The sequence below is a fragment of the Roseimicrobium sp. ORNL1 genome (genome assembly GCF_011044495.1).
Taxonomy (GTDB): domain Bacteria; phylum Verrucomicrobiota; class Verrucomicrobiia; order Verrucomicrobiales; family Verrucomicrobiaceae; genus Roseimicrobium.
In genome coordinates, this window is sequence record NZ_CP049143.1 from 525,941 (window position 1) to 544,497 (window position 18,557).

The window sequence follows — 18,557 nt, forward strand, 5'->3', positions numbered from 1 at the left end:
AGGGAGTTCATGATGTTCTCCGCGGCGCTCGCGGGGTTTTGCTGGATGAAGTGTTGCCACATTCGGATCAGCAGGCCTCGTTTTTCGTCAGAGAGTCGGTCCCAACAAGGGCCAATGACCACCGTGGATTGGAACATGCCTCCGATTACTCTCGCGGCAGATTCGGTGGGGTGCATAGGAAACCAGTGACCAACGCACCGTAAACGGTGAAGCGGTTGTGGACAATGACGATGATGAGCGTCGCGTCTTGAGAAGACGCAAGGGGCTCGGCAAGGAGCGGCGGCTTTAGCCGCCATTGGGTTCGCGCTTCAGGCGCGAAAAGTCAGCGACTAAAGTCGCCGCTCCTTGGGGTAGGCCATTCGTGGCGTGCCGCCGCTTGATGCTATTGTGAGGGCGGATCTTTTTGGATAAACGCAGCCCCCTTCTTGAATCGAGCGCCTCCTTCATCAACAAGCTCGCAGCCTTCCTTGAAATCCAAGATGCGGATCGATTGCATGAAGGACTCTCCCAGTTCCGGTTTTAGAAAGCGGTCGATGTAATAGTGCACATCCTCCTGCTTGAACCACGTTACGGCAACAAGCTTGGGAGGGGAGGTGTCTGCTCGGATGATGGCGAAGCGGCTAGGGGTGTTTCGCCCAAAGCCCGGCGGAATGGTGACACCGTGTGCGTCGCAGTAAGCGGTGATGAGGCGACGATAGGTTGAGGGCATGACTATGGCGGGCTGGTACTAGGTGAGAGGCTCATCCACTGCGCACATCACGTCTCCGCGACCCCTTCAGGGTCGAGCATCTTTTTGGTGCATACCCAGGGTGTCAGTCGCTAAGGCTCCTTAACCCTGGGCTGGGCTCCTGCTGCCCTTCAGGCAGCGGCTTCAAGAAGAACATCCCTCGACGAGCGAAGTTGCTTGGAGGTAGCGGCCATCGCCACAACAGGCTGTGGACTCTTCAAAGCGGCAGCAGGCTGCCGCAGTCCAGGGCCTTCGGCTTCTGACAGGAACGTGTTACGGTAGCACCGGTGTCTTTGCGCCAATCGCATACAACGAGTCCTGCGTGCGCACGTAGATGCGGCCGTGGCCGATGGCGGGGGTGGCGTTGATGGGGCTGTCGAGCTTGTTGGCGGCGAGGATTTCGAATTTGTCGCCGGTTTTCACGACGACGACTTCACCGGTCTGGGAGCAGCAGAAGATTTTTCCATCGGCTGCCACGGGGCTGGCGAAGTACTTGGTGCTGCCGCCGCTGCCGCCGACCACGCGCTCGCTATACACTTCTTCACCGGAGGGCCACTTCAGGCAGGTGAGGATGCCGCCGTCTTTCAGCATGTAGAGACGGTCGCCGATGAGGAGGGGCGTGGGCACATAAGGGATGTTCTTGATGATGGAGCCGGCTTCCTCGGCTTTGCCGTTGCCGAGCTTCAGCAGGGCGCTTTCTTTGCCGCCATCGCCGGAGCCGAAGGCCGCGAAGAGCATGTTGTCCGCGAGGACGAAGGAACCGACGCTGCGCTGGCGCAGGCCGGGGTTGTGCTGCCAGTTGATCTTGCCGGTCTTGGTATCCAATCCCATCACACCACTGGTCGTGTTGGCCACGATGAATTCCTTCTTGCCGCCGGGAACGTCGCGCACCACGGGGGTGCTGTAGGGATTGAGGGTGTGGGGCAGGTCAATTTTCCACAAGGTCTTGCCAGTGGCGGTGTCGAGGCCCAGCAGGCTGGGCTTCCAGTCGACCTGCTCGGGAGTGGCGAGGCTCTTGCCGTTCTTCTCCAGGGAGAATTCGGAGCGCACGAGCATCACGCCATCCGCCACAATCGCGGAGCAGCCGGAGCCGTGCTCATGCACATAGGGGGAGAGATTGTCGCGGCGCCAGAGGAGCTTGCCGTTGTGATCCAGCGCGAGTGCGGCCACGGAGTCGCCGCTGGTCCAGTTGATGTAGATGCGGTCCGCATCGACGAACGGAGAGCTGGAGGCGAAGGAGTTGAACTTGTGCTGCTGGTGGCTCTGGAAGGTCTCTTCGTGCTTCCACAATTCCTTGCCATCCGCGGCGCTGAGGCAGACCACGGCGCGGTGGCCGCCATCGGTCTCCACGGTGGCGATGACCTTGTCCTGCCATAGCACGGGAGAGGACCAGCCTTTGCCGAGTTTCACGGACCAGGCGGTGTTTTCGTCGGTGAAGGTGGCGGGGAGATTCTTGGCATCACCCACCCCGTTGCCATTGGGGCCACGGAACCGGGACCATTCCTCCGCATGCAGCAGGGAAGTGGAGGCAAGAGCGAGCAGGGTGGTGGTGGTGAGCAGCGACCGGATCATAGCAGGGTTTGGGTAACGCGTGTGTGACGCGGGTCTTTTCGGAGAGTGCGACTTTGAACGAGAAAGAAACAAATGTGCAGGCTGCGCGCTCGGCGCGGCCTCTTCGGATGAGCTCAACCTTCGGTGGGCGGCGGAGTGGGTTTCTTCTCGTCCTTGGGCGGCGTGGCAGTGGGGGAAGGCGCAGAGCTGGGAGCAGGTGCCGGCGTCGGCGCCGCAGCGGGCGCAGGACTGGAAAGACCGGGCGTGGGCGCCGGTGTGGCGGCGGGTGGCGGAATCTTGTCGGGTACTGTCACGGGCTTGGGTTTGGGGGCAGGAGCGGCCTTCGGGGTGGCAGGCTTGGGCTCGCCCGGCTTCCCGGGAGCAGGTGGAGTGGGGGTGGTGGTTGCCGCAGCGGCGGGTGCTGCGCCTTTCTCAAACTGCTGGTACACGAGCACGCCCTTCAGCACGTCCGTGGCACGCTCAAGCTGGCGGTCGCCGAGCTTTGCCAGGTCCAGTCCGCGAGCCTCACCGCTGGAGGTATCGGCGCGCCACTGCATGATCTTGCCCTCCTCTTCGCTGGTGAGGGAGGAGACGATGTTCGGCTCCACGCCGTTCTCGTGAATGGTGCGGTGCGCGGGGGTGTAGTACTTCGCGGTGGTGAGGCGCATGGCGGCGCCGTTCTTCATGGGCAGGATGGTCTGCACGGAGCCCTTGCCGAAGCTGGTGGTGCCCACGATGATGGCGCGCTTCAGGTCCTGCAGGGCGCCGGCCACGAGTTCGGAGCCGCTCGCGCTGCCCTGATTGATGAGGATGGCCATGGGATACTTGCGCAGCGCCTTGCCCTCGCGCGGTGGCGTGCGGTAGGGCGGGGGATTCTGCGAGGCCACACGGCCCTCCGTGGTGACCACGACGGTGTTGGGCGGGAGGAACTCACCACACACACCCACAGCAGAATCGATGAGGCCGCCGGGGTTGTTGCGCAGGTCGAGGATGAAAGCCTGCATGCCCTCCTTCTCCAGTTTGTCCAGCTCGTTGCTGAGGTCCTTGGGTGTGTTCTGAGTGAACTCGGTGATGCGTGCGTAGCCAATCTTCCAAGGCGAGGCAAGGCGGTCATGCAGCAGCATGGCATCCCGCACGGAGCTCTCATGCAGCGCCTGGCGCACGAGGTTGAAATCGAGGAACTGCTTCGTGCCCGGGCGGCGCACGGTGATGCGGATGGCTTCGCCGGCTTTTCCCTTCAGGTGCTGCACGGCCTCCATGGTGCTCATGCTGTCCGTAAGCACTTCGCCGATGCGGATGATCTGGTCATTGGGCTGCACACCGGCTTTCGCGGCAGGACCATTCTCCTGCACGGTGATGATGGTCAGGGTGCCTTCCCGCAGGGCGATGGTGATGCCCACGCCCTCCGAGGTGTCGCGCTGCTCCTGCTGCATCTCCTCAAAGAGGGAGCGCCCCATGTATTCGCAGTGCGGGTCCAGCTTGCGCAGCATGCCCTCCAGCGCGCCTTCCACCAGCTTCTCGTAGCTCACTTCCTTCTCGTTCACGTAGTTCTGCCGGATGATTTCCATGGCGCGCGTGAGCAGCTCCAGCTGGGCATAGGCCGGGTCGTCAGCGGGTTTGGCGGCGGCGGCAGGCGGCGGCTCCTGCGCAGTGAGGGGAGCAGGCAGCAGGCCCACGGAAGCGAGGCCGGAAGAAAACGTGAGCAGAAAAGCGAGCCGCAACGGGGCAGGGGTCATGCGGAAAGTATGGCGGGACCGCGCGCCGGTGGCACCTGAAAAGTGCAACGACGAGAGGCACCTTTCTCATTCGGGCAGGTGCGACAACGAATCCAGCCTCTCAGCGCCGCGAGGCTTTCAAGTACTCAGCGCGCTGGTCGAGGACTTCTTGCGCCTTCGCGGCTACGACGGCTGTGACATCCAAGGTGTTCCGTAGCGTGCCGCGATGTTTGGTCAGGTCACGCAGGAGGTCGTCATCCTCCGCATTGCTGAACCTGTCCAGAAACTGGACAGCGAGGGTGAGAAGCTCTGCCTGTTGCGGGTCCAGGGGGAAATCCGCCCCTGCAGCCATCCCTCGTTTTGCCTCCTTGATGAGAAACTCGCGCAAAGGAAGGCGGGCTGCGTCTCCCGCAAAAAACGCTCCCCGCGGCAATGCGGCGACAGATTCCAGGGGCTGGGTGCTGAAGCAATGGGTCCAGTACCGCTCCTCTTCACTCGGAAATTGCAGAGCAACGGGAACAAATCTGATACTCTCCTTTTCCCGCTCCAGGGCGACAAGCACGGATATCTGGGCTTGGGGCGGGAGATCCTGCGCGAGTTGCAAGAGCTGTAGTTTCTGGCCACGTCTGAGCAATGCCTGAGCGCCGGGAATCTGAAGTTCCTTGTGCGGTGACTTGACCCACGCGAGCACCGTGGTGTCCGACACCAATGGTTCCACCACTCCGCCGGAAGCGAGGATGTTCAGGAGGACCTTTCTCATCGCCGGTGCGGTCTCCGGTTGCCCCAGCAACTGCTCCGCCCTCGTCAGCACGGGCTGCCATCTCTTGAGATCATCCGGCAGCTCTCCTGGGACTTGCGTGGGAGAAATGGCGGTGGCGGTATCCATGAGAATGTTCCACGCCAGGGTCTCTGGAATGTCGCGGATTCCCGGGTGAGCATCCGGGGCATTCAGAACGCGCTGGATGCACAGTTCAGTGATGGGCACTGAAGGGTCTGAGGACCACGGGTGGGACAGCACCTTGTCAATGCTCTGGAGAGCTGCCTCTGTCTCCGCGGTCGCTGGCTGAACAGCGGAAACGGCACGTCGGAAATCCCTCACCTCCTCGAGGAGTACTGCGTTGCGCTCAAACAGCGGCAGGATGCGGAGCACCGGCATGCACTCGTTCAAGGCCGAGGGACTTCTGTCTCCGCGTGAATAAGTCCAGAAGGTGCCGATGATGGTATGGGGAATCTTTAGCATGGTGAGGATGTCCCTTTCCACCACTTCGATGTCGTCGGGTGAGACCAGGCCTTCCCCAGTGTTGGAAGTGAGCTTCAGGCCTCGATAGATGGAATAGCGCACTGCGTGCTGCTGGCCCTTCGCCGCCCGGTATCCACGCAGCGCGAAGAACTGGTTCGCCGGCAACTGAACCGTGACGTAACTGTTTCCGCACCAGCTGTGGATGTGAGACTGCGCCCGAGTCCACGCACCGTTCTCCTTTTTGAACTCCAGCTTGATGCGCAAGTCGCCTTCCTGCGCTTCGAGTTCGAGGTCCTTACCGGTGCGGTTCACGAGGTAGAGGGGCGCCGACGTCTGGTCTGCAGAGGCGTAGTCCGCCCAGAGCGTCAGCTTGCCTTCCGCAGCCTGCACCTGTGTGGGCAGTGCTGAAATGGGGAGTGGATCACCTGCCATGGAAAAAAATTTTGCAGACGGGTTTTCGAAGATCGGTTTTGGCTCCGCTGGCTCGGCGGAGACGAAAAAGCAGAGTGCCAGGGTGGTTGCTGTTGCCAGACTCAAGAATGATCCTTTGCGATCGGATGTACGAAATGTTGTCATGGGCTTGAGGATGCTCATCGTTTTCAGCATCACGAGTCTGCCAGCTATTCCTTGGGATGAGGATTGCAACTCGCGTAGCCCCTGCACATTTTTACAATGCCGTTTACAATACATACGAGGTCGTTTTGCTGGTCGCGCGTTTGGAATGGTTTGTAACCGTAGGGATGCTTTGCTGAGGAGGTGTCATCCGCCGGCGGAGAGTACAGCGGGACCGCGCGCGGGTGGCACCTGAAAAGTAGGGTGGAGACAAACGTGGAGTGCATTCCATCCAGAGCTGGCTGGATGCAGGATGCGTCAGCGCCCTGCCTGCTGCGTGACTTCGGTGCGCCGCTTCAAGATATGGGTCGCTGTCTGCGCGACGATGGAAACGTCCTGGTCAAACCCTCCGCCTGTCATCAAGTTGACGCGCTCGGAGACAAGGCCGCGATGCTTCGTCAATTTCTGGAAGAGGGCATTGTCTTCCACCTGCTGGAATTCATCCAGGACTTGCAGGGCACGCCGAAGCGTTTGTGCTCGTTTCTTGTCGAGGTGAAAGTCCTTCGGTGCTGAGGCGCCAGTCTTTGCTTCCTGTACGAGGAGTTCTTTCAGAGGCAGGCGAACGGCGTCTCCCATGAGGAAGACGCGATCGTTGTAACTCGCCTGAAGGAGGAAATCCCAAGGTTGGGTCTCGAAACAGTGGGCCCAGAATTGTCTTTCCGCCTCCGAGATTGGAACAGTTTCCGTGCCTTTATGGCCTATGGCCCGGATAGTGCCGGTAGCTCCCAGAACCCTCAAAACGTCGAGCTGCGCCTGGGGGCTGAGGCCTCGGGCGATGTAGAGCAATAGCGCGTGCTGCTCCCGTCTTGCCAGGGCTTGGACACCGAGTTTTTGCAGTTCCTGATGCGGGGACTGCAACCAGGCAATGACGGTGGCGTCTCCGACCAGCGGGTCCACCACACCGGGCGAGCCCAGGATAAGCGAAGCGGCATGGGCGATGGGTTTGGGAGTGGAGGCATCTTCCAGCGCTCGCTGCGCTTGAGCGAGTAGGGGTCTCCACTGGCTCAGGTCGCTTTGCTCCAACCCTGCATGGGGCGAAGGCAGTGCCCGAGCCTCGATGGAGAGGACTCGCCAGGCCGCGTACTCGGAAATGGTGTTGCTGCCTCCGGTGGTGTTTGCAGGGTCGTAGAGTCGCTGAAAGCAGAGCTGTGCGAGTGGTGGGGATGCAGGAGAGCCCGAGGGCCACTGGTGGGCCTGTACCTTGTCGATTTCCTGAAGGACAGCCTGCGTGTCGGGTGTGGCAGGCACAGCAGCAAGGGTCTCTCTCGCGCGCGCGACCACAGCGAGGAGGCGCTCATCTCGCGCCATCAGCGGCAGCAGATGGAGAGTATCGAGAAACAGCGAGTAGTTCGTCCTCACCTCGGGAGGTGCGTGAGGAGCATAGGTCCAGACTGGCTTGTAGATGGGAAAAAACACGGAGTTGGGCACGGCCCATGTGCGCTCTGCCATGGAGTCCTCCCTGGCGGCCCTGAGGTCGTCTGGAGAGATGAGTCCCTCGCCGGTGTTTGAGATGATGTTTCGCCTGCCATAGCAGGCGTACCTCACCGGTCGTTTCGTGCCGTTTGGCGAGCGATACCCCCGGAACTCAAAGTAATGGCCCGCCGGAAGTGCCACGGGGAAGTAGCTGTTGCCGCACCAGCTAAAAAGGGCGCCCTGTGCTCGTGTCCAGGTCCCGTCCTCCTTTGTGGTTTCCAGTTTGATGTAGAGGTCGTTGTCCTGCGAATCGAGTACGAGATCTTCTCCGGAGCGATTGACCAGGTAGAGGGGCACTGCGTCCGTGCTGGTGTTCTGATAGTCGGCCCACAGGGTTACTTTTCCATCCGCAGCCTGTATGCGTGGCGGAAGGAGAGCAAGGGGGCGGGCCTCACCCACGGCGGATTGGAATTGGGCGGAGGAGTTCTCTCGCACAAAGTCTGGAGTCTGTGCTCGAGTCGCCTGGGCGCAGTAGAAGAACGCCAGCGTGAGTGCGGACCAGGGAAGGACTCGTCTCATAGCGGGAAGCAAAGGGATGGCGGTGAGAAAAGCGAATGCGTGATGTTTTGGGCATCACGTGGCAGGAGAACTTTTCTTTGGTAGATGATGTCGGTTGGAGAACGGTCGGCACCTCTCGCTGGGCAAACTTCACTTCCCAGCCGCGCTCGTAGCATGGCGATGGCTGCCATCACTGGCACCGTCGTCAGAGCCATCACCGGTGCCGCCGTGGTTGCCATTCCCGCTGCGTTTGCGCTTGTGGTTGCTTCTCGGCGCTGTGTTGCCTTCCGCCAGCGGAGAGTACAGCGGGCCCAGCTTGGCGACTTCCTCCTTCACGATGTCCATGAAGGTATCCCGCAGGTCAGACGGGTACTTCTCGTTGTACATCATGTGGAGTTCGTAATCGAGGCCGGGGTCCAGCAGGGGGATGACCACGACGCCGGGGGTCTCCGGGCGTTGTGCCACGATGGGGATGAGCATCACGCCGGCGCCGGCGGATACGAGGCTCATCAGATTATCCACGGTGCTGGCGCTCGAGCCGATGCGGGCAACGAAGCCCATGCTCTCGCAGATTTCCTCGGTCCACATGCGTTGGGCATCCGAGCCGAACATGGTGATGTGGATGAAGGTGCTGTCCGCGAGCTCGAGCAGGTGGAGGCCGGACTGCTTGGCCAGCGGGTGCGCGGCGGACATCATGACGGCGAGCGGGCAGCGGATGATGTTCACCTTTCCCAAGCCGCGACCGGCCGCGAGCCGCGCAAAGTGCATGGGCACGAAGCCTACGTGAAGCTTGCCCGCCTGCAGCAGGGGAAGCTGCTCGGAGGGCGCGCGCTCCTGCACGTGCACCCGAGCCGTGGGTGTGGAGACATGCAGGCGCGTGAGGCTGACGGGAAGGAACTTGATGGTGAGCGAATCGACCGTGGCGATGCGCAACTCGCCGGTGATGCCGGCGGCTGCTTCACGCGCGCGGGCCACCGCCTTGTCCGCCCGGGAGAGCACGCTGCGAGCTTCCTTCAGGAAGACGGTGCCCGCATCAGTGAGGGAGACATTGCTGCGGTCACGCTCAAGAAGTTTGACGTGAAGTTCGGTTTCCAAATCACGTATCTGGGTGCTGAGTGAAGGCTGCGAGAGGCGCAGACGTGTGGCGGCCCGGCTGAAGCTCAGCGCCTCCGCCACGGCTATGAAGTAGCGAAGGTGGCGCAGTTCCATGATAAGATAGCTTATAAGTTTTTCTTATAAGGCGCAAAGGAAACAAGTCCTATCGTAAAAACTATTTAGGCGGAGGTTTAGTCAAACCCCAAACCAAGCAGTCCCGTGCGGTGTGCTTGATTTCACAGAGACCAAGACTGTGAGATTGCCGCCGCACGGGCAGCTGCCTCCCCTGAACCAGGAGGCCAAGCACTCTGCCCACCGGGGGGCATGTGATCCTTTCAGGCAGTGATATCTCCGGACCCGGCAGCTCGCAAAGCACACGAGCGGCCATTCACCAGGGTGCCCCGGAGGTGAGGCTGCAGCAGGAATCCCAAGCACCCGGTGGGCAGCTTCTTTTTCGGAAACCGGAGAGGCACTGTTCGCGATTCTCTGTAAGGTTCTGCTTACGTGAAGCTTTTTCGTAAATCCGTCTTCAAATCGGGGGCATCCTGTGTGGATTCGTTGCGTCTGACACGAATACACCGGGAGTAGTTGTTCAAGTGGATGCCAAGGGGTTCTCGTTGAAGGAAATGAATGCCACACTAGAGAGGGATGCTTCCGAGCTCCAGCGCCTGAATGAGGCGCTGCAAGAGAGCCAGCGGAGACTGCAGGAGGCCCAGCGCATGGCGCGCATCGGGCACTGGGACCTCGACCTGACGACGAACGAGGCGGTGTGGTCGGAGGAGATTTTCAGGATTTTTGGACTCCGCCCAAACCACAGCATGAAGCTGGCGGATCTGGTGTCCCTCGTTCACGAGGAGGATCGCGAACGTTGCCTGAAGCACTACGCCGAGGCTCTCGCGGGGCTGCGGCCCTACGATATTGAGTACCGCATCGTCCGCCCGAATGGTGAGGTGCGCTGGGTGCACAGTCGTGGTGCGGTCGAATATGATGCGACGGGCAGGCCCGTGAAGGTGCTGGGCACCGGTCAGGATGTGACCGACCGCAAGCAAGCTGAGGCGGCGCTGCGTGACAGTGAGCAGCGCTTCCGCCAGGTGACGGAAGCGATCGGTGAGGTTTTCTGGCTGACCGACCTCGCGAAGAGCCAGATGATCTATGTGAGCCCCGCTTATGAGAAGGTGTGGGGTCGGCCCTGCGCGGAGCTGTACCAGTCCCCACACACATGGATGGAGGCCATCCACCAGGAGGATCGTTCGGTGGTGCAGGAGGCGGCGCAGACCATGCAGGCCACGGGTGAATATGATGTGATATACCGTATCACACGACCGGATGGCGCGGTGCGGTGGATTCACGACCGTGCCTTTCCCATTCGTGATACAGACGGCAGGGTCTATCGCGTGGCCGGCGTGGCGGATGACATCACCACGCATCGCGAGATGGAAATGCAGCTCCGGCATTCCCAGAAGATGGAAGCCGTGGGCCTGCTGGCGGGTGGCATTGCCCATGACTTTAACAACCTGCTGGCCGTGATCCAGCTCCAGACCTCCCTGCTGATGGCCACGAAGGGCCTGCCGGAGCGCGTGACGAAGGGCATGCGAGACATCATGGACGCCTCCGAACGCGCCGCCACATTGACGCGACAGCTGCTGACCTTCAGCCGTCGCGAGGTGAAGAAGGCCCGCAATCTGGACCTGGCTGAGACGGTGGAGAGCACCATCCGCCTGCTACGGCGACTCCTGGGCGAGGACGTGGCGCTGGAGACCCACTTCGACCCGGCGCTGCCGCTCATCCTCGCGGACCCGGGGATGATGGAGCAGGTGCTGATGAACCTGGCCATCAATGCGCGTGATGCGATGCCTTCAGGAGGGTTGCTGGCCGTATCCCTGGAGCAGGTGCAGGTGACTGCGGAACGTGCCGCCCTGCATCCCGGGGTGCAGCCCGGCAGGTATGTGTGCCTTTCCGTGCGTGACACAGGCATGGGCATCGCGCCGGAGGACCTGCCGCGTATCTTCGAGCCCTTCTTCACCACGAAAGAGAGCGGGCAGGGCACGGGGCTGGGCCTGGCGACGGTGTTTGGCATTGTGGAGCAGCACGGCGGATGGATTGAAGCTCTCAGCGAGGTGAATCGCGGCACGATGTTCCGAGTGTACCTCCCGGCGGTGGAGCCGAATTCGCCAGCCGAGGTCAGTGCACCGGAGGCTCCACCCATCCGCGGTGGCACGGAGTGCATCCTCATGGTGGAGGATGACCAGGCGCTACTGCATGTGGCGCAGCTCACGCTGGAGCATCACGGCTACCGGGTGCTCACTGCGGTGACTGCGGTGAAGGCGTTGGAAATCTGGAAGGAAGAGCGAGCCAACATCGAGCTGCTCCTCACGGACCTCGTCCTGCCGGGGGGGCTTTCCGGCCAGGAGCTGGCAGACCTGCTCGTGCGGGAGAAGCCCATGCTCAAAGTCATTCACACCAGCGGCTACAATGATGAGGTGGTCACGCGCCGTCTACGCGAGGCAGCGAACAGCACCTTCCTGCGCAAGCCCTACTCGGCCCGGCAACTGGCCGAGGTGGTGCGGACATCCTTGGATAGGATGGGGTGATACACCACGTGGCGTTATCAAGGTTCGAGGATGTTTCCATCAAGGAGGGGCTGCTTTAGCTGCCCGCTTCTCGCGCTCGAAGCGCGAGGCAATCAGCGACTGAAGTCGCCGCTCCTGGGAACGCTGCGAGCATCGCATTTCGCCTGATTCATTCTTTTCGATAGAAAAGGGTTCTTGGGGCAGTTCGGGGATGGGTCATGGCTTGTTGTGCCCGTCGTGCCTCATCTTCCCGCGTTTGCCGCAAACTTCCGTCCGCCCTTTTCATGGCGGCAGGGATAATCGTCTGTGCCGCCGGAATGCTGGTGCCACCGCTCTGTGCGGAGACCTTCACCTGGAACCAGACGGCGGCGGGCACGACGTACAACTGGAACGTGAACGGCAACTGGACAGGGGCGGTCGCCGGTTTCCCCAATGTGGCCGGGGATGTGGCGAATGTGAACAACGACATCGCCGGAGCGCAGACCATCCGCCTCCGGCAGGACATCACGGTGGGAGTGCTGAATATCGGCGACGCGAACGCGACCACTCCCAGCAACATCACCATTTCGAACAACGGCGCGGAAACCTTCCGCCTCATCTTTAACAATGGAGCCCAGCCTGCCCAGCTCAACACCACGGGGGCAGGTGCACCGACGAATACCGTCAGTGCACTGATGGCGCTGAACTCGGATCTGTTGGTGCGCCTTGGTGGTGCGGATTTCCTGACGCTGAGTGGCGCCATCACCACGAATGACAACGACATCACCTTCAGTGGTGGTGCGAGCGGAGTGAATGGCGTCACCCTCAGTGGAAACATCACGGGCAGTGGTGTGATCACCAACAACGGACTCATGGCGGTGAACATCACGGGCACGAAGACCTTCACCGGCACGCTTGTGGCGAATCGTGGCATCGGTGCATCCAACACGGGCAGCTTCACCCTCACGAGTGGAACGATGCAGGATGCTGCAGAGATCATCATCAATGGCTCGCTCTCCAGTGCCAACCAGTCCGGAGGCAGTGTGCACGTGGGCAACGGCTCAGGTGTTGCTGCCAATCCGGGCCAGCGGCTCACGCGGAATACCATCACCTTCAACGGAGGCACTCTGCGCCACTTCGGGCAGACTTCCAATGGGACCTGGAACACGGTGGTGCAGGATGATGTGAATGTGGTGCGCTTCAGCAGTGGCTACAGCCATGTGTTTCTCTCGAGTGCGGGAGGCACGGCGGGCACCACGCTGAATGTCACTACGCTGCAGCGCAGCGCGGGCGCCTCCGTTTACGTGAGCAGCAGTACCCTGGCTGTCACGGCGAAGTTTCTGGCGGGGAATGGAAGCTCGCTGCTCCTCGGTGGTGGAGGCGGAGCAGATTCCTCGGAAATCAGCATTCTGCCCTGGATGACTGCGACGAATACCAACGGGTTCGGCCCGTCCTCCAACACCTTCGCCACCTACACGGCGAATGGTATCCGGGGTCTCAATATCACGACGGAGTATGCCTCTTCCATCACCGCTGGCGCTACGCACAACGTGAACACCAGCACGCTCACCATCGCCGGACCCACGACGGTGAATGCGCTGCGCCACTCCAGCGGCGGCACTTCCAATATCGGGGCCGGACAGATTCTTACCGTGGCCAGCGGTGGGGTCATGTTTTCCACAAACAATGGCGCCATCGGCGGCACCAGCAACGCGAGCGCGGGTACGCTCAACTTTGGCAGTGCGGAAGGTGTGGTGTGGTCCAACGATGCAAACAACAATACCATCGGCGCGGTGATCGCTGGCAGCAACGGCCTCACGAAAGCGGGCAGTGGTACGCTGATTATCTCCGGAGCGAACACGTACAGTGGGAACACCTATGTGGGAGGCGGCACGCTGCAGGTCGGCATTGGCGGCGTAGGCAGGACCGGCACGGGAGATGTGCTGATGAATGCGCGCGGCACCACGCTGGCGGGGACGGGTACGGTGCAGGCTTCCACCATCCTCACGTATGGGAAGATTTCACCGGGCGATACGGCGGGCACGGGTGTGGGCACGCTGAGCATCAATGGCGGGCTGTCCCTCACGCCTCTGGATGATTCGCAAGGACCGCTGGTCACGGTGACGGAACTCACCATTTTGAACAGCACCACCTCGGACAAGATTGTCATTGGCCAGGATCTCACCTTGAATGCCGCCGCGCGCATCGTGGTGACGTTTGATGCGGGCTATACGGCGACGGTGGGAGACACATGGGACCTGCTGGACTGGGCGGGTGTGCTCGCGCTGAATGGCTACTCGACAGGCGCGAACCTGCGGACCGGTGCGGATGATGCGAGTACGAATCTCGACCTGCCAACGCTGACGGGTGGATTGGTGTGGAACATCTCCAACGTGGCGGATGGCGGTTCGCTGAGGCTCACCATCGAGGGCGTGCCGGAGCCTTCGCGTGCCATGCTGCTGATGGCAGGTGTAAGTGCGATGGTGCTGCGGAGGAGGAGGTAGGAAACGTACTTCGCGTTAGCGAAGCCCGACGAAGGAGGAATCCCTTCGCGAGCGAAGCTCCTCCTCAAGGAGGGGCAGCTAAAGCAGCCGCTCCTTGGAGGGCTGCTGCCGCAATAGCATTCGGAGTTTCACTCAATCCAGCAACCTCTCCACCCGCATCCGCTCTGCCAGCAGCAACCCACGAAAGCGATCGAGGTCCAGTTCACGCGTGTCACTCACGAGGGCGTACCTGTACTCATGCCAGTGCTCGATTTCCGTGAGTGCATTCTGCAGGCGCAGGGAGAGCTTTTCCTCGCTCTCGGTGCCGCGTCCGGCGAGACGCTCGCGCAGGGCTTCCACATTGGGCGGCATGATGAAGACATCCACCAGGCAGCGCTGTACCAGCTCATCGGCACACGCGCGCACCTGGGCCGCGCCTTGCACATCGATGTCCATGACCACGTCGATGCCGCGCTCCAGGTTCTGCTTCACATAGGTCTTCAGCGTGCCGTAGAGATTCCCGTGCACTCGCGCGTGCTCGAAGAACTCGCCGCGCTGCACATTGTCCAGGAACTCCTCCTCGGAGAAGAAGTAGTAGTCGCGCCCGTGGGCCTCACCGGGGCGTGGAGCGCGCGTGGTCGCTGAGATGGAGTACACCACCTCGCCGAGATCCGCGAGCTTGCGGCAAAGCGTCGTCTTGCCCGAGCCGGAAGGGCCGGACACCACCATGAGCACACCGAGACGTTTGGCAGGGAATTGACGGGACATGCAAGGACGAGAAAAAGGGAATGAGGAGCGTGCTAGATGCACGCGGATGGGGTGTGTGGCAAGTGAGGTTGGAGGGGTTTGGTCGGCTGCCGCGGAAAACAGGGGTAAAATGACCTATTGTAGCAAGAAGCTGGATTAGAGAGAGTTGTGTAACTGTTAGGCATTCGTTATTCGTGCTTTTCGTACCATCGTACGTGCCCCCTGCGCTTCCCGCTCCTCAACGTGATCTCTCATGTCGCTTGATGAGCGTGGGTCATTCGCAGGTGCCACTCCTACGGTGCACGCCAAGGATGGAGAACCGTAGGCATGTCGAACCAATGACTTCGGTCCGCTTTCATCTAGCATGTAAAAGGAGTGCGTGCGGCAAGTCTCGCCTGGGGTGTGTGCGTCAGGTTAGCAAAGAATTGTAGCAAACCTCGATCGTCTCGTGACTAGAATGGCGCTGCGCGGCTGGAGGAGACCCCTTCACCAACCACCTTGCGCGAAGCGCTTTTGAGTGCGGTGAGAATCACCGCTTTGGGGTGGCGGCCACCAATGAGACAGGCATGCTGCGCACTCCTGTCTCATGTATGGGAGCGACTTCGGAGGCCGCTGCATGAGGTGGAGTGGCACATGCAATGCTCCGCACCCGGAGTTCCCCATCCAAAGCGGCGATTCTCGCACGCACTCAAAAGCGCTTCGCGCAAGGTGGCACCCGTTTGCGAAATTCTTCGCAATCCGCGCCTGATAGAATCACGAAACGCGCCAATACAGACAGACGCTAATCTGACACTCATACGCCATGTGGGGCAACAGCTCCTTGAAAGGCCGTATGCCATGCGATGGCATAGGTGGCGGGCATGCCATCATCATTCTATACAATTTTTGTCTATATAATATTATAATATAGTGTGACTTTCACCTGCCTGAGTGAGGTGGGGGGACACCGTACGATGGTACGAAAAGCACGAATAACGAATACCTAACAGTTGCACAACACTCTCTAATCCAGTGATTTGCGCTGACGGTCATTTTATGTCCACTTTTGGCGGCTGCGCATAGTCAATCCACAAGCGCTCCAGCTCCGCGGCATCTGCCTTTCCGTCCATGAGGACGATGCGGTATTTCAGCACGAGGGGCTTGCCGGGCTCGATGGCCCAGTCGCCATCGGCAGAGGGAGCGATGCAAATCTGCGGGTTCTTCGGATTCAGGCGCAGGGGCTGGGGGAAGCGGAAATTGTCCGGGTGGATGAGCACGGTGATGCCGGTAGGTGTGCCCTCCACGTCGCCGCCAAGCCAGACCCAGCGTGCCTTCGTGGCATCGCCGGTCTTGCGGTCGTGGCCGCTGCTGGTGAGCATGGTTACCTGGTCCACCGCATCCCACAAGGCGCTGCCGCGCACGCCGAGGCCGCCGTAGTGATACTTCGGCAGCTTCAGCGGTTCATTGCCGCTGACTGCCTGGGTGGAAGTCAGGTCCAGCAGGAAGATGCCAGGCGGCTTTCCTTTTCCAGTCGCGTCGGGAGAGGCGATGGTGGCGGCGGTGTTCGCTGGAGTGGCTTCCGGGCTATCAGGATGTCCCATGGTGTGATAGGCCTTGAGATCCCACGTTTCCAATAACACGTCACGCTCAGCGCCCGTGGTGTGGTCCAGCCAGCGGTGGGTGCTGGTGAAGCCGCCGTGCACGGGACCGCCCCAGTGGTTCAGCAGTTTGTCGAATCGGATTTCACCGGTGAGTTCGCCAGACTTGTCCTTGCCCATGTTCCAGAAATCGGGATACCCCGCGCCGAACTCGGTCTTCGTCCATGACATCCAGATGCCGCGCTGGTGTGGGTGGTCGGGCGGATGATTCGCGGTGAGCAGCTTGCCACTGGGCGAGTACACCGGGTGCAGATGCGCGCCATGTGCAAAGGCCTCGGATGTGCCGGCGGGCACGGGGCCGGGGGTCATTTGATACGTGGCGATGAGGGAGCTGACCTGCGGGGAGGTATTTGTAGCGGGCTTTGCGATGAGATTGAGCGAGCCATCGCCAGGTACGACGTCGATGCCTGCGCCAGGTCCACTGACAGGACTGGCAGGCGTGAGGGTGAGCGTGCGGCTGGTGCCCTTCGCCAGCGCGGGGAGAATCAGTGTGGCGCGACCCTCGGAATCCACCTGCACCGGGATGTCTGCTTCCTTCGCGGTGAGGGTGCTGTCATGCCACTTGTCGCCGAGGGGGAAGGTGACAATCGTATTCGTGCGGTCATACTCACCCGCCTCGATGGTGATGGCCGGGTCGGCGGCGAGAGCGGGGGTGATGGGAATGACGAGCGCCGCCGCAACAAGGGCGGTGAGAAAGCGGTGTTTCAGGTGCATGGACGCGAACGTGAAGGCGGTGGGTGGGTGGGGAAGGGGCAATGCGGGATCGTGGCAGGTAACGCAGATGGGTGGGGAAACCTTCGTGCTGCAGACTACTACTTGCGATGTAGAACTGAAAGTCCTGCATTTCGACGCGCAGCGTCCCTGGACTGCGGCAGCCTGCTGCCGCTTTGAAGAGTCCGCAGCCTGCTGCGGCGATGGTGAGACTCGCCCGTGGGGTGATATACCAAGAGGGGCTTGGCGACTTCGTCGCGGTGAAGCGTGCAGCGGGCTGCACTGAGGGAAAGCGGCAGCAGGCTGCACGCAGTCCAAGGACGCTGCGCGTCAGCATCCAGAGCCCTTGCGTTCGTTTCAGTATTATCTCAATACAAATCCCCCACGCCGCCCTTGAGTTGCATCAATTCCTTCACCTCTGCCGCACTCAGTGGACGGTTAAACACAGCCAAGTCATCCAGATGCCCCACATAGGCCGCGCCGAGTACGAGCAGGACTTTCGTGGGGTCCCAGCCGAAGGTGAGGTCCCAGCCTTCGATGGAGCCTTGCAACTCACCATTGAGGTACAGTTTGCCCGTGGGCTTGCCGTCCTTTTCATTCACACGTTCCAAGGTAAAGACCGCATGCGTCCATTTGTCCCGTGAGAAAGGCGCCTTCGCCACCTGCACCATGGGACGTTTCTCCATGGTGGCCCAGTCCTTGTTGTCCGGGTTCCAGAGATGCACCAGCGGGCGGATGGCGTAGCGGAAGAAGCGCGGGCGTTCATCGCGCGACCATTCCAAGAAGATGAAGCCCTTCTTCGTATCATCTCCCACAATCTGCACCGGGTCGCAGTAGCCGGGCTCAAGGTCCTCGTCCGGCGTGAGGCGCAGCCAGACGGAAACAGTCGCGCTCCAACTCTTGTCATTGTAGCCCAGCACGCCGCCTTCGCCGCTGTACTGCGGACGGATGGCGCCCTTCTTCGTGAAGTGCAGCGCCTTGCCATACTTCCCGCCTTCGCTCGTGAGTTTCACCTCTGCATTCTCCGTGGCTGGTACGGTTTCCTTGCCCTGCTTCACCGTACACGCCTTGCTGCCCTTGGAGAAGTCCGCGTCGAAGCCGTTGTCGAAGGAGGCATGGAAGGTGAGTGCCTCGTTGAGCGATGCGGGCGGGGTGTTCTGTGCGGGTAGTGAGGTGGAAAGGACGGTCAGTGCCGCGATGAGAATGGGCAGTGCGGTGGGTTGCATGGTGTGAGGTGGTTCCGGTGCGACAGTAGGACGGTGTATCAGCATCTATCAGGCGCGGCGCAGGATTGTTTCGGCGGCATTCAAGGGGATGCGCCAGTCCTGTGTTCCTACGCAGTGCGGGCACCAGCTCTTTTCCTATGGTGTAGAAATGCAACACAATGACACCTGCTCCAGGCAGAAAAGGAGGATTTCTGGAGGGGAATGATCCCGCATTGCGTGTGAGTGTGTGAGTTCACTGAAAATGCCGCAGAACATTTTCAAGAGACGTCTCGTGAGGTTGGTGACGCTTGAAA

11 protein-coding genes are annotated in these 18,557 nt (G+C 61.0%); 2 read left to right on the top strand and 9 right to left on the bottom strand.

Annotated elements, in window-relative coordinates; translation table 11 throughout:
• Window positions 1-382: 382 nt before the first annotated feature.
• From G5S37_RS02100 to G5S37_RS02125, 6 genes are all read right to left on the bottom strand, one after another.
• A complete protein-coding gene (locus tag G5S37_RS02100; RefSeq protein WP_165200286.1) occupies window positions 383-709 on the bottom strand; it encodes a hypothetical protein in 327 nt (108 codons plus the stop codon).
• 291 nt (window positions 710-1,000) lie between these two features.
• Entirely contained in the window at window positions 1,001-2,299 is a 1,299-nt protein-coding gene (locus G5S37_RS02105) for a PQQ-binding-like beta-propeller repeat protein (RefSeq protein ID WP_165200288.1), read from the bottom strand.
• A 113-nt stretch (window positions 2,300-2,412) separates the two neighbouring features.
• Window positions 2,413-4,014: a S41 family peptidase gene (locus G5S37_RS02110; protein WP_165200290.1), complete on the bottom strand. Its 1,602-nt coding sequence runs from the start codon at window positions 4,012-4,014 to the stop codon at window positions 2,413-2,415.
• A 100-nt stretch (window positions 4,015-4,114) separates the two neighbouring features.
• Window positions 4,115-5,665, bottom strand: coding sequence for a hypothetical protein (locus tag G5S37_RS02115; RefSeq protein WP_165200292.1), 1,551 nt, complete (start codon window positions 5,663-5,665; stop codon window positions 4,115-4,117).
• Window positions 5,666-6,103: 438 nt separating this feature from the next.
• Window positions 6,104-7,837, bottom strand: coding sequence for a hypothetical protein (locus G5S37_RS02120; RefSeq protein WP_165200294.1), 1,734 nt, complete (start codon window positions 7,835-7,837; stop codon window positions 6,104-6,106).
• Between the two features lie 129 nt (window positions 7,838-7,966).
• Window positions 7,967-9,025: a LysR family transcriptional regulator gene (locus G5S37_RS02125; protein ID WP_165200296.1), complete on the bottom strand. Its 1,059-nt coding sequence runs from the start codon at window positions 9,023-9,025 to the stop codon at window positions 7,967-7,969.
• Window positions 9,026-9,537: 512 nt separating this feature from the next.
• Between G5S37_RS02125 and G5S37_RS02130 the strand changes: the two genes are divergently transcribed.
• Window positions 9,538-11,502, top strand: a complete 1,965-nt coding sequence (locus G5S37_RS02130; RefSeq protein ID WP_165200298.1) for a PAS domain-containing protein — start codon at window positions 9,538-9,540, stop codon at window positions 11,500-11,502.
• 296 nt (window positions 11,503-11,798) lie between these two features.
• Complete coding sequence (locus tag G5S37_RS02135; protein WP_165200300.1) at window positions 11,799-13,964, top strand: autotransporter-associated beta strand repeat-containing protein; 2,166 nt, start codon at window positions 11,799-11,801, stop codon at window positions 13,962-13,964.
• A gap of 132 nt (window positions 13,965-14,096) precedes the next feature.
• On the opposite strand, the gene gmk is transcribed toward G5S37_RS02135, so the two are convergent.
• From gmk to G5S37_RS02150, 3 genes are all read right to left on the bottom strand, one after another.
• The gene (gene gmk, locus G5S37_RS02140; RefSeq protein WP_165200302.1) at window positions 14,097-14,711 is read right to left on the bottom strand and encodes a guanylate kinase; all 615 of its coding nucleotides are present in this window, start codon (window positions 14,709-14,711) and stop codon (window positions 14,097-14,099) included.
• Window positions 14,712-15,718: 1,007 nt separating this feature from the next.
• Complete coding sequence (locus tag G5S37_RS02145) at window positions 15,719-17,041, bottom strand: PmoA family protein (protein ID WP_165200304.1); 1,323 nt, start codon at window positions 17,039-17,041, stop codon at window positions 15,719-15,721.
• A gap of 365 nt (window positions 17,042-17,406) precedes the next feature.
• Window positions 17,407-18,264: a LamG domain-containing protein gene (locus G5S37_RS02150; protein WP_165200306.1), complete on the bottom strand. Its 858-nt coding sequence runs from the start codon at window positions 18,262-18,264 to the stop codon at window positions 17,407-17,409.
• Window positions 18,265-18,557: the final 293 nt, after the last annotated feature.

Bases quoted from the DNA above. Each gene is read 5' to 3' on its own strand.
- G5S37_RS02125 (WP_165200296.1), bottom strand. From the start codon at position 9,025: ATGGAACTGCGCCACCTTCGCTACTTCATAGCCGTGGCGGAGGCGCTG.
- G5S37_RS02110 (WP_165200290.1), bottom strand. From the start codon at position 4,014: ATGACCCCTGCCCCGTTGCGGCTCGCTTTTCTGCTCACGTTTTCTTCC.
- G5S37_RS02115 (WP_165200292.1), bottom strand. From the start codon at position 5,665: ATGGCAGGTGATCCACTCCCCATTTCAGCACTGCCCACACAGGTGCAG.
- G5S37_RS02135 (WP_165200300.1), top strand. From the start codon at position 11,799: ATGCTGGTGCCACCGCTCTGTGCGGAGACCTTCACCTGGAACCAGACG.
- G5S37_RS02100 (WP_165200286.1), bottom strand. From the start codon at position 709: ATGCCCTCAACCTATCGTCGCCTCATCACCGCTTACTGCGACGCACAC.
- G5S37_RS02145 (WP_165200304.1), bottom strand. From the start codon at position 17,041: ATGCACCTGAAACACCGCTTTCTCACCGCCCTTGTTGCGGCGGCGCTC.
- G5S37_RS02120 (WP_165200294.1), bottom strand. From the start codon at position 7,837: ATGAGACGAGTCCTTCCCTGGTCCGCACTCACGCTGGCGTTCTTCTAC.
- gmk (WP_165200302.1), bottom strand. From the start codon at position 14,711: ATGTCCCGTCAATTCCCTGCCAAACGTCTCGGTGTGCTCATGGTGGTG.
- G5S37_RS02150 (WP_165200306.1), bottom strand. From the start codon at position 18,264: ATGCAACCCACCGCACTGCCCATTCTCATCGCGGCACTGACCGTCCTT.
- G5S37_RS02105 (WP_165200288.1), bottom strand. From the start codon at position 2,299: ATGATCCGGTCGCTGCTCACCACCACCACCCTGCTCGCTCTTGCCTCC.
- G5S37_RS02130 (WP_165200298.1), top strand. From the start codon at position 9,538: ATGAATGCCACACTAGAGAGGGATGCTTCCGAGCTCCAGCGCCTGAAT.